This window comes from Halobiforma nitratireducens JCM 10879, assembly GCF_000337895.1.
In the GTDB taxonomy this organism is placed as follows: domain Archaea; phylum Halobacteriota; class Halobacteria; order Halobacteriales; family Natrialbaceae; genus Natronobacterium; species Natronobacterium nitratireducens.
The window spans coordinates 1-10750 of sequence record NZ_AOMA01000105.1 but is presented as its reverse complement, the minus strand read 5'-3'; the positions used below and the strand labels follow the sequence as shown (position 1 = coordinate 10750).

Annotated in this window: 5 protein-coding genes and 4 pseudogenes; 4 read left to right on the top strand and 5 right to left on the bottom strand. The window is 66.9% G+C overall.

What is annotated here, in order from left to right; translation table 11 throughout:
* Nucleotides 1–141 precede the first annotated feature (141 nt).
* On the top strand, nt 142–363 hold the full coding sequence (locus C446_RS10355; RefSeq protein WP_006673045.1) for a hypothetical protein: 222 nt from the start codon (nt 142–144) through the stop codon (nt 361–363).
* Here the strand turns inward: C446_RS10355 and C446_RS20385 are convergent.
* The 4 genes and pseudogenes from C446_RS20385 to C446_RS10335 form a co-directional block, all read right to left on the bottom strand.
* A pseudogene (locus tag C446_RS20385) lies at nt 360–569 on the bottom strand (DUF411 domain-containing protein); the annotation flags it as partial. The gene C446_RS10355 and the pseudogene C446_RS20385 overlap by 4 nt on opposite strands.
* Before the next feature lie 305 nt (nt 570–874).
* Nucleotides 875–3600 (bottom strand): annotated as a pseudogene (locus tag C446_RS10345) (heavy metal translocating P-type ATPase).
* Nucleotides 3601–3799: 199 nt separating this feature from the next.
* A complete protein-coding gene (locus C446_RS10340) occupies nt 3800–4891 on the bottom strand; it encodes a stage II sporulation protein M (RefSeq protein WP_006673043.1) in 1092 nt (363 codons plus the stop codon).
* 155 nt (nt 4892–5046) lie between these two features.
* Nucleotides 5047–6210, bottom strand: coding sequence for a phosphotransferase family protein (locus C446_RS10335; RefSeq protein WP_006673042.1), 1164 nt, complete (start codon nt 6208–6210; stop codon nt 5047–5049).
* Nucleotides 6211–6303: 93 nt separating this feature from the next.
* Between C446_RS10335 and C446_RS10330 the strand changes: the two genes are divergently transcribed.
* The 3 genes and pseudogenes from C446_RS10330 to C446_RS10320 all read left to right on the top strand — a co-directional run bounded on the left by C446_RS10330 (nt 6304) and on the right by C446_RS10320 (nt 9757).
* Nucleotides 6304–7149, top strand: a complete 846-nt coding sequence (locus C446_RS10330) for an FkbM family methyltransferase (protein ID WP_006673041.1) — start codon at nt 6304–6306, stop codon at nt 7147–7149.
* Nucleotides 7150–7248: 99 nt separating this feature from the next.
* Nucleotides 7249–8636: pseudogene (locus C446_RS10325) on the top strand (amidohydrolase).
* Nucleotides 8637–8785: 149 nt separating this feature from the next.
* Nucleotides 8786–9757 (top strand): collagen-like protein, encoded by a 972-nt coding sequence (locus C446_RS10320; RefSeq protein ID WP_006673040.1) that lies wholly within the window; start codon nt 8786–8788, stop codon nt 9755–9757.
* Nucleotides 9758–10395: 638 nt separating this feature from the next.
* Here C446_RS10320 and C446_RS18045 read toward each other — a convergent pair.
* A pseudogene (locus C446_RS18045) lies at nt 10396–10713 on the bottom strand (zinc ribbon domain-containing protein); the annotation flags it as partial.
* Nucleotides 10714–10750 lie beyond the last annotated feature (37 nt).

Sequence of the window (10750 nt, the reverse complement as noted above, 5' to 3'; positions counted from 1 at the left end):
CCGCCGAGAAAGCGAGATCGAGGGGCCACCCACAGGAGAACGGACCAGTCGATGTCGTCCGTCGACCTCTCCGACCGCGTCGGCGTCTCCAACGCGTCCGACTCCTCCACACCGTCCGCGTCGTCGCCGTCCATCCGAACGATGTCGGATGCATCGCGGCGAGGCACTTCCGATCCCGAAAGCAACCAGGCCGTGCCCGACGAACAGGGCGGCCATCACGAGCACGCCGTACGCCAGTACCACGAGGACGACCAGCCCCGCGACGAACGGCCCCGGGATGACGCCAACGTCCTCGCAAGAGCCGCTACCGCCCGCGTGTTCACGAACGACTCGGACTCGAGACAACTCCGTTATGGCCCCTAGATCTCGGTGTACACCGGCGGCTCCCCCTCGGCCTGGGCCTCGAGTTCGTACACCGTCCACTCCTCGGTTTTCTGCCCGCCCATTCCCGGCGAGCCGGCGGGCATTCCGGGGAGGGCGATCCCCTCGATGTCGTCTGCAAGCGCCGATGCGACGACCGCGACCGGTATGTGCCCCTCGACGATCGTTCCGTCGAGGTCGACGGTGTGACAGCTCTGGAGCGACCGGTCGATACCGTGCTCGGCCTTGACGTCCGTGAGGTCGTCGGTGACGACCGTCTCGAGGTCGCTCTCGAGGTGATCGTCGAGATAAGCGGCGTAGGCGTCACAGCAGTCACAGTTCGGGCCCTGATACTGGGTCGCCGTGGTGACCGCGAGCGGACCGTCGTCCCACTCGTCGATATCGGGGTCGCCGTCGCCGCCCCCGTCGCCGAGACAGCCGGCCACGACGAGTCCGATCGCCGCCGCACCCGACGCGAGGAACGTGCGTCGACCGTTGCCAGTGGTCCCCGTCATCAGCTCATCACCCGGTCTGCAACCCACACGAACGGCCGGAACGGCAGGAAGACGTAGTCGTCGTGGGGGTCCCACTGCATGAACGCCAGGCTGTTCGAGACGACCGAGACGCTCGAGGCGGCCATCGCCAGTCCCGCGAGCGCAGGGTTCAACAGGCCGATCGAGGCGATCGGGATCAGCGTCGCGTTGTAGATGAAGGCCCAGAACAGGTTCTGGCGCACCTTCGAGATGGTGGCGTCCGCGACCCGCATCGCTTTCAACACGTCGGCGGGGTCGTCCCGCATCAGCGTGATGTCGGCGCTCTCGATTGCGACGTCGGTGCCGGAGCCGATCGCGACGCCGACGTGGGCGGTCGTCAGCGCCGGTGCGTCGTTGACGCCGTCGCCGACCATGATCGCGCGGCTTCCGTCTGCCTGGATCGCGTCGATCTCGTCGGCCTTGTCCTCCGGGAGGACCTCGGCGTGGACGTCGTCGGGGTCCATCCCTAGCTGGTCGCCGATCGCCCGGCCGGTACGTTCGTTGTCGCCGGTTAGCATCATCACGTCNGGCGTGGACGTCGTCGGGGTCCATCCCTAGCTGGTCGCCGATCGCCCGGCCGGTACGTTCGTTGTCGCCGGTTAGCATCATCACGTCGTACCCTCGGTCCTGCAGTTCGGCGACGGTCTCTTTGGCGCTGTCACGGACCGTGTCCGCGGTGGCGACCACGCCGAGCAACGCTCCGTCTAAAGCGACCAGCATTGCCGTCTTGCCCTCGCGCTCGAGTCGCTCCATCGTCGCCTCGACGGGGGTGGGGTCGACGCCGTTGTCTTCCATCAGTTTGCGGTTCCCGACGAGCACTTCGCCCTCGGGGACCGTCGCGCGGATGCCGTGGCCGGGGACGTTCTCGAACTCGGTCGGGTCCGAGAGATCGATGCCGCGCTCTTTGGCACCCTCCACGATCGCCTGCGCGAGCGGGTGTTCGGAGCCGGACTCGGCGCTGGCCGCGGATGACAGGAGGAGGTCCTCGTCGGCGGTGGGCTCGTCGGTCGTCTCGAGGACGCCGCCGTCGGCGGCCGGCGTCCCTCCGTTCGTCTCGACCGCCTCGTCGACCGGCACGACGTCGGTCAGGCGCATGTCGCCGTGGGTCAGCGTCCCCGTCTTGTCGAAGACGACCGTGTCGATGCCCCGAGCCTTCTCGAGAACGTCGGCCCCCTTGTAGAGGACGCCGTTTTTCGCGGACAGCGTCGAGCCGACCATCGTCGCCATCGGTGTCGCAAGCCCCAGCGCGCAGGGACAGGCGATGAGGATCGCTGAGGCGAGGACGATCACGGAGAACTCGAGCAGCGACACCCCCTCGGGACCGGCTGCGGCTGCCGGACCGCCCCCGACCGGCTCGAGCAGCGGAATGATCGACCCGAGCGCGTCCGACACCGCGAAGAGCACGCCCGGCTCGAGCGCCCACATGATCGACCAGAAGACGGCGTTGACGATCACGGCTGGCACGAAGTAGGCGCTAACTTTGTCGACCAGCCGCTGGACGTCCGGCTGGCGGGCCTGGGCCTCTTTCACGCGTTCGACGATCTGCTGGATCGCCGTCTCCTCGCCGACGTTGGTCGCCTCGACGTAGAGGACGCCGTTCTCGTTGATCGTCGAGCCGACGACCTCGTCGCCTTCGCTTTTCTCGACGGGGACCGACTCCCCGGTGACCATCGACTCGTCGACCGCGCTCTGGCCGTCGACGACGACCCCGTCCGTGGGCACCTTCTCGCCCGGCCGGACCTTCATCACGTCGCCGGGTTCGACCGTCTCGAGCGGGACGACCATCTCGTCGCCAGGGACGGCGTCGCCGTCCGCTCGAGACGCCGGGGACGTCTCCCACTCGACGACAGTGGCTTCTTCGGCCTGCATCTCGAGCAGTTCGCGGAGCGCGGAACTTGCACGAGCCTTCGAACGGGCCTCGAGCCAGACGCCGAGGTAGATGAACCACAGGATGAAGGCGACGGCCTCGAAGTAGAGTCCGCCCTCGATCGCACCGAGGACGACGGCCGTACTGTAGACGTAGCCTGTGGTGGTCCCGACCGACACGAGCGTGTCCATGTTCGCCTGTCGGTTGTTGACCAGCGACGTGTACGCGCCCTCGATGAAGTGCTTGCCGAGTGTCGCCATCAGCGCCGTCGCGAGGACGAACTCGATCCAGTCGGGATCGACGCCGAAGATCGTCTCCGGCAGGACGCCGGGGACGAACATGTCGATCATCACCAGCACGAACGGTGCGGTGAGAATCCCGCCGATGATCGTCCACTTGCGCTTCGTCCGGAGTTCCCGCTGGACGGCGCTCTCCCGCTGTTCGGTCAGTTCGTCGCCGTCGTCGCCACCGCGTTCGGGTTCGAACCCAGCCTCCTCGATGGCGTCGTAGATCGCCGAAAGCGAGGTGTCCTGTGGGTTGAACTCGACGGTCCCCTCTTCGGTCGCGTAGTTGACCGTCGCCGAGAGCACGCCGGGAATCCCCTCGATAGCGTCCTCGTTGGTCNGAACACGACATACCGGCGATCTCGACCGTCGTCTTCGTCCGGTCGGGGTCGTAGCCGGCGTCTTCGATCGTCGCGTAGATATCGGCCAGCGAAATCTCGTCGGGGTCGTACTCGACGGTTCCCTCGTCGGTCGCGAAGTTCACGTCGACGCCCTCGACCCCCTCGAGGTCGCCGACGGCCTCCTCGACCGTCCCGGAACACGTCGCACAGGACATCCCGGTGATGCTGATAGTAGATTTCACGGAGTGATCACTCGTGTCTTCCTACGTCCCCCTGTTTCAAGCGGTTTGCCACTAACGAACCCAATATATTCCAGAAAAATAAAATAGAAACAAAATTGTGGCCGGGGCAGGTCCGTCTCGATAACTCCGAACCGGCGGCTCGGGACCACTCGAGGCGGTCGTGTCGACGTGGTCAGGGCAGGGTCCCGCCGGGGCCGTCCGGTGCCGCCGTCAGTTCCGGGAACAGTGCCTCGAGCAGTGCGGGCGTAACGTAGGCCTCGACGAACGCCGCGAGCACGAGCAACAGCCAGCCGAAGACGACGAACGCGATCGTCCGGTAGAGGTACGGTTTCGTAAACAAGGCCTCCCGGGAACCGGCAACGCGCTCGCCGAACCGGTAGAGCAGCCGGAAGCCGACGCCCGCGGCGATAAAGAGCGCCGGGAGTTCGAAGATACCGTGTGGTGTGAGGCCGACGACGATGAAGTCGAAGCCGACTTCGCCGCCGACAGCGGCAGTAACGTTTCCGACGACGACGCCGTTGAAGATCATCACGAACGCCGTCAGCAGGCCAAGCGAGAGTGCACCGACGATCGACAGCAGGAACGGCCGCGTGTTGTTCTGGATGAAGAAAGTCGCGGTCAGCTGGAACTCCTCTTCCTCGAGTTCGGGGAAGAGGTCCTCCTGGAGTAACTCGGCGACGATCTCGAGCAGGTTCACGCCGGCAAGCAGCAACGCGACGCCGGCGGCGGTTCCGAGGGCGAAGAGTCCGACGGAGAACCAGACGTATCGGCGGTGCTCGAGCCAGCCCGCGGCCAGTCCTTCGAGCAGCGTCGGCCGGTCCAGCCGCGGCAGGCTCGCGAGTCCGACGAACGCGAGTCCGAGGATCGTTGCGCCGGCGACCGGCGCGGGGTCGTCGTGAGTGAGGACGGTGAACCCGGCGGTCGCGAACGACGCCAGCGCGAGCGCGAGTGTAAGCACCGACCAGTTCCGGACGGCGTTCGGCCCGGGATCGGGACCCGAGCCCGAGGGATCGAACTCGGGGTCCGCGCCCGGCGGAGCCGCGTCGACGTCTGCAGGATCGTCGTCGCGGAGGTCGACCGTGATCCGCGAGTCCTCGTCGGACCGTTGGACGGCGTCGGTGTCAGTACCGCCCTCGTCGCTCCGGCCGTCGGTCGGCTCGCGTTCGGGCCCGAACTCGAACCCACCCGCGGGGTCGTCATCACGACCGTTTCGATCGCGTTCTCCGTCGCCGTCACCGTTCCTCCCGTTACGACCGCCGTTCATGTCATACGATTAGGCGAAAGCAGGGATAAATCCGCCGACTGGCATCACGAACCGAGCGCCGCTCGACACGAAGCGTTGCGGTTCTGGGCCGGCACCGGCACGACGGCAAGCGACCAGCCGTCGACGACCGTTCACAACGCTCACGCCTGTGGTGATCACTCGAGGAGCCGTCGAAGCTGTCGCCACAGTTGCCGTCGGCCCCGCTTGCCGCGGGCGATCCGGGCGTAGTTCGCCCCGGACTGACAGCACCACAGGAGCTTGTACAGCGTCGCGCGGCGGTCGAACTCGCTTTCGCTCTCGCCCTCGAGGGCGACACCGGGAACGGCTGCGTAGCTATCCCGGAAGACCTGCTGGAGGCGACCCCGCTCTCCTGGCGAGAGCGCGCGAGCGTGACAGTCGACGAACCGCGCTTCCGCCCGGGCGAGAGCGTACCCTGCGTGCGTGACGTGGGCGTTGCCCCAGTCGAGGACCGCGGTGATCGTGCCGCGGTCGTCGCCGTCGACGAGCAGGTTGCTCGGCTGGTAATCCCCGTGGGTGAGAACGGGATCGCAGTCGATCCCCGTGAGGGGCCACCGAGGGAACGGAAACCCTGGTTCGAGTGGCTCTCCTGGTGCAGTGTCTGGGACGAGCGCGTGCCAGCCGTCGGGCTCGCACCGCCGGAGAGGTGGGGATGGTGACGGAAACCGGCTCGTACGGTCCCCGGAGCCGGCACGTTCCGACGCCGCACGCTCCAGGCCACCGATCCGATCGCAGCCGCCTTCGACGAGTCGATCCGGGTGCTCGGACGACGGAGGCGGTGCTCTGCGGGACCTGCGACACGCCGCGTGGAGCCGCCCGAGCAGTCGTCCGGCGTCGGCGACCAGCCGTCGCCGAACGTCGGCCTCGAGGTCGTGGTAGTCCGGAGCCGGGTTCTCGCCCTCGCAGTGCTCGTAGAGGGCCCAGCGACGGACCGACGTGTCGGAGTGGACTGCCCTGGCCCTGGCTCCGGCTCCGGCCCTGGCCCCGCCCACGACCGAACCCGACGCCAGCACGTCGGGGGCCGGAACGTCCGTCGCCGCGTCGACGACCTCGAGCACGTGGGGCTCGATCACGTCGCCGGTCCAGACGCTCGCGCCGCCGAGTTTGCAGACCGCCCGAGCGGGTGACCCGTCGAGTTCGAGCAGATACGTGTCGGCGACCGAGCCCGCCCGTGGACGGCGACAGGACTCGAGGGTGGTGTCCTCGAGTGCGCTTTCGACGATGCGCTCGAGGGGAGTCGGCCGCGAGTCGTGGCCCCACGCTCGTTCTCGCTTCCGGGCGGTCTCGTCGTCGTCGGCCACGGGACGGGATACGAACTGGGGGGACGTAGCCGTTGGCCTCGACTGTAGCGACCGAAGCTACAACAGGCACGAGCGCGTGGCGGTCCGTACGGAATGGCCACCGACGACGACGCGGTCGGGCCTGCGAGTCGCGTCCGCGAGACGATCGAGACCCTCGAGGGGCTCGCACACGTCGGCTACCACCGCTTGAGCCGGGTGAACTACGAGCACCGGGGGATCGCGCGACGAAACCGGACGCCGGCCGGCAGCTTCCGCTGTTACGAACCGCTCAATCGCCACGGGAGCGACGCGATGCTCGCGGAACTGGACGCTACCTGCGGCCCGTCCGCGGTCGTCTACGACGTCGGCGCGAACGTCGGTGTCTACGCGCTCGGACTCGTCGCGGCGGCTCCGAACCGACGCGTGGTCGCCTTCGAGCCGTCGCCGGCCGCCGCGGATCGGCTCCGGGCGAACGTGGCGCTGAACGACCTCGAGGACCGCATCGATGCCCGAACGTGGGGGATCGGCGACGAAGACGGAACCCGACCGTTCTACCGGTCGACGAACCCGGAGCTGTCGGCGTTCGACCGCGAGAGCGCGCGCCGGTACGGGGCATCCGTAGCCGACGTACGGTCCGTGCCGGTTCGCCGGATCGACTCGGTCGCCGCGAGCGGGGCGAGCGCGACGAGCGTGACGAGCGATGCGGCCGACGCGGGCGATGGCACTCGGTTGCCGCCACCCGACGCCGTCAAGATCGACGTCGAAGGTGCCGCACCCGCCGTCTTGCGCGGTGCGAAAGAGACGTTCGAGAGCCATCGACCGACGGTGTTCGTCGAAGTCCACGAGGCCCTCGGGGAGCACGTTCCACGCGAAACGAGGGGGGTTCTCTCCGATGTCGGATACGCAATCGACGAGCGAACCGGCTACTGGCGGTGCGAGCCGGTCGCCAGCGACGGGTGACACAACCGCGGCGGGTCGAGAGGAACGGTTCCACTCGAGATCGGGCCACGGTCGACGCGAGTCGATAGTATAAGGCGGTCGGAGGAGAAATCCCGGCCGATGACGACGCTCGCACTCACCGGCGGGCGGGTGCTCCGACCCGACGCGACGGTGGTTCGCGCGGACGTACTGATCGATCAGGACCGCGGCGAGATTCTCGAGATCGGCACCGACCTCGCCGACGACGCCGAAGCGACCCTCGACGCGACGGACTCGCTCGTGACTCCCGGGTTCGTCAACGGACACTGTCACGTCGCGATGACGCTACTGCGCGGCTACGCCGACGACAAACCCCTCGAGGACTGGCTCCAGGAGGATATCTGGCCAGCGGAGGCGGAGCTCACCCCCGACGACGTCCGGGCTGGAGCCGAACTCGGCCTCCTCGAGATGATCAAATCCGGGACCACGGCGTTCGCCGATATGTACTTCCACGTGCCCGAGATCGCCGCCGCAGTCGAGGAGGCCGGCCTTCGGGCCCGTCTCGGCCACGGCGTCGTNTCGCCGATATGTACTTCCACGTGCCCGAGATCGCCGCCGCAGTCGAGGAGGCCGGCCTTCGGGCCCGTCTCGGCCACGGCGTCGTCACGGTCGTCAAGGACGACGAGGGCGCTCGCGAGGACCTGGAGACGAGCCTCGAGATCGCCGCGGAGTACGACGGCGCGGCCGACGGCCGCATCTCGACGGCGTTTATGCCCCACTCGCTGACGACGGTCGGCACGGAGTACCTCGAGGAGTACGTTCCCAAGGCTCGCGAGATCGGCGTTCCGATCCACTACCACGCCAACGAGACCGAAGACGAAGTGACGCCGATCGTCGAAGAGCAGGGCGTCCGGCCGCTTGCGTACGCCGCCGAGAAGGGGATGCTAGAGCCCCAGGACTTCGTCGCTCACGGCGTCCACGTCGACGAGAGCGAGATCGGTCTGCTCGCGGAGGCGGGCACCGGCGTGATCCACTGTCCCGCGTCGAACATGAAACTCGCGAGCGGGATGGCCCCCGTCCAGCGGCTGCGCGAAGCGGGTGTCACCGTCGGGCTCGGCACCGACGGCGCGGCGTCGAACAACGACCTCTCGATGCTCGACGAAGCCCGCGACGCGGCCATGCTCGGGAAACTCGCCGCCGAGGACGCGGCTGCGGTACCCGCGGCGACAGTCGCCGACATGCTGACCGCCAGCAGCGCCGACGCGATCGGCCTCGAGTCCGGTCGACTCGAGGAGGGGGAACCAGCGGATCTGGCCGTTCTCGACCTCGAGAAAGCACATCTGACGCCCCGACACGACCTCGTGAGCCACCTCGCGTACGCGGCGGCGGCGAGCGACGTCCGACACACGATCTGCGACGGTCGGGTCCTCATGCGTGACCGCGAGGTGCTGACCCTTGAGGAGACGGCGGTTCGGGAGCGCGCTCGCGACGCGGCCGGGGAGTTGGTCGCTCGCGTGGACGGCGAGTGAGGCGACTGCCGTGGCTCCTTTCCGAACGAAATAAAACGCTCAGACACCTTCTTGAACGCTTAGGTCTGTCCTAAATTCGTTTTGACTGGTTAAAACGGAGCCCAATCGACTCCCGGGTTTATGCTATCTTCCGTGAACGTTGCGACCGGATGGATCGCTACAGGCTGTTTGCAACCGCGTTCGCAGTCGTCGTCGTCCTGTTCGCCCTGGCCGCTGTCGGTACGGCCGCGGCGGAGTCGGCCGACGGCGACCTCGAGCTCGTGGTATCGGACGACGGCGTCGTCTCCGTCGAGGAGAACGGATCTGCCGTCGAGAACGCTACCGTCGACGTGACGCTGGCCGACGAGACGGACGAGAACGTCACCTACGGCGGCGTCGGGGAGTACACGACCGACGCCGACGGCGCGGTGGACCTCCCCGCCCCCGACGAGACCGTCGCGGTCGATGTCACCGCGACGACCGACGACGCGTCCGCGTCGGTGACGGCCGAACTCGAGGCGGACGAGTCGCCGGACGCGCTGGCCGTTACTGTCTCACAGAACGGCGACGTGGTGGTCGCGGTGACCGCCGGCGGAGACGAAACCGAAACCGACCCCGTCACGAACGCGTCCGTCGACGTGGCACTCGCCGACGAGGAAGACGCTGAGAACGTCTCCTACGCGGGTACGGGCGACTACAGCGTCGACGAGAACGGTACCGTCGAGTTACCCCCACCGGACGAAACAGTGGCGGTAACCGTCACCGCCACGCTCGAGGAGGACGGCCTGAGCGACGAGGTCACGGCGACACTCGAGGCCGACGAAGCGCCGGACAACTTCGGCGCGCTCGTCTCCGCGTTCGTCGCCGAGCAGCGAGACGAGACCGACGGCGGCATCGGTTCGCTGGTCTCGGAGTTCGTCACCGAGAACAACCCGGGTAACGCGTCCGACGCTGGCCCGCCGGACCACGCTGGCCCACCGGGTGACGGCGACGGTAACGAATCCATCCAAGGTCCGCCGGGCCACGCCGGCCCGTCGGCCGACGGCAACGAGTCCACACAGGGTCCACCGGAGCACGCTGGCTCGCCCGGCGATGACGGCACCGACTCCGGACAGGGTCCGCCGGACCACGCCGGACCCTAACACCGGCGAGATCGTTTCGGAATAGTTCGCACTGGGTCGACACATCCCCCCATCCCACTAGCAATACTCGAATCGATGTCAGCCGACGGAGACGAACGGACACGTCGCTGCCAGAGGCAGGGNTCGACACATCCCCCCATCCCACTAGCAATACTCGAATCGATGTCAGCCGACGGAGACGAACGGACACGTCGCTGCCAGAGGCAGGGTCCGTCGCTGGCGTCGGAGCGGTCACGGCCTACAGCCGGCCGTCGAGCACACGGCGGGCACTCGCCCGCCGTATTCGCTTTTCACCTTTCATTTTTCGAAGGGTGTCAACCTTAGCGTGAAGGAAGCGGCCGAGCAAGGGTGAAAGATGTCCTCGGACGGTGCCGCGGCCGGCCCGTATCAGCGGGTGACCGCGGCCCGTGGTACGACTGGCCACTCGAACTCCCCGCTGCGAATACGAACGTAAAACGTGGGGTAATCGCTCGCTCATCGAAGCATGGTTCGGTATCTTCAAATACCGAACCAACCGCTTCGACCACCGGCTACTCTTTCTTGACATCCTCCTCCGCCTGAAGGCGGAGGAATCCCGAGTCAAGCGAATCGAAGATTCGCGTACATCGCAAATCTCCGATTTGCTCAGCGTTGGGATATTAGGGTTTGCAGACTTCCTGTTCTCTCGGTGTAAACCGTCCGCTCTCGCGGTCGAACAGGAAGACTCCGGGCTGTGCCAACCAGCCGTTACTCATATCCCCCGTCGGGGGACTTTGAGTTATCCTTCTGCGAATGTTCACCGCACCGTTCACGTCTGCGTTCATCGTCGTCTCGCACGACTCACAGACGTACAGACCACGCTCCACTCGGTTGCTGTCTCGAATCTGCCCGCAACACGAACACGTCTTCGAGGTGTTCTCCTCGTCCACCCGGTCAACGAGGATACCGTGTTCCTCGGCTTTGTATTCGAGCCATCTGTTCTAGTTTAGTGGCGGAGTGAAGCAGCATCTCAGC

Bases quoted from the DNA above. Each gene is read 5' to 3' on its own strand.
- C446_RS10330 (WP_006673041.1), top strand. From the start codon at position 6,304: ATGGCCACCGACGACGACGCGGTCGGGCCTGCGAGTCGCGTCCGCGAG.
- C446_RS10320 (WP_006673040.1), top strand. From the start codon at position 8,786: ATGGATCGCTACAGGCTGTTTGCAACCGCGTTCGCAGTCGTCGTCGTC.
- C446_RS10340 (WP_006673043.1), bottom strand. From the start codon at position 4,891: ATGAACGGCGGTCGTAACGGGAGGAACGGTGACGGCGACGGAGAACGC.
- C446_RS10355 (WP_006673045.1), top strand. From the start codon at position 142: ATGTCGGATGCATCGCGGCGAGGCACTTCCGATCCCGAAAGCAACCAG.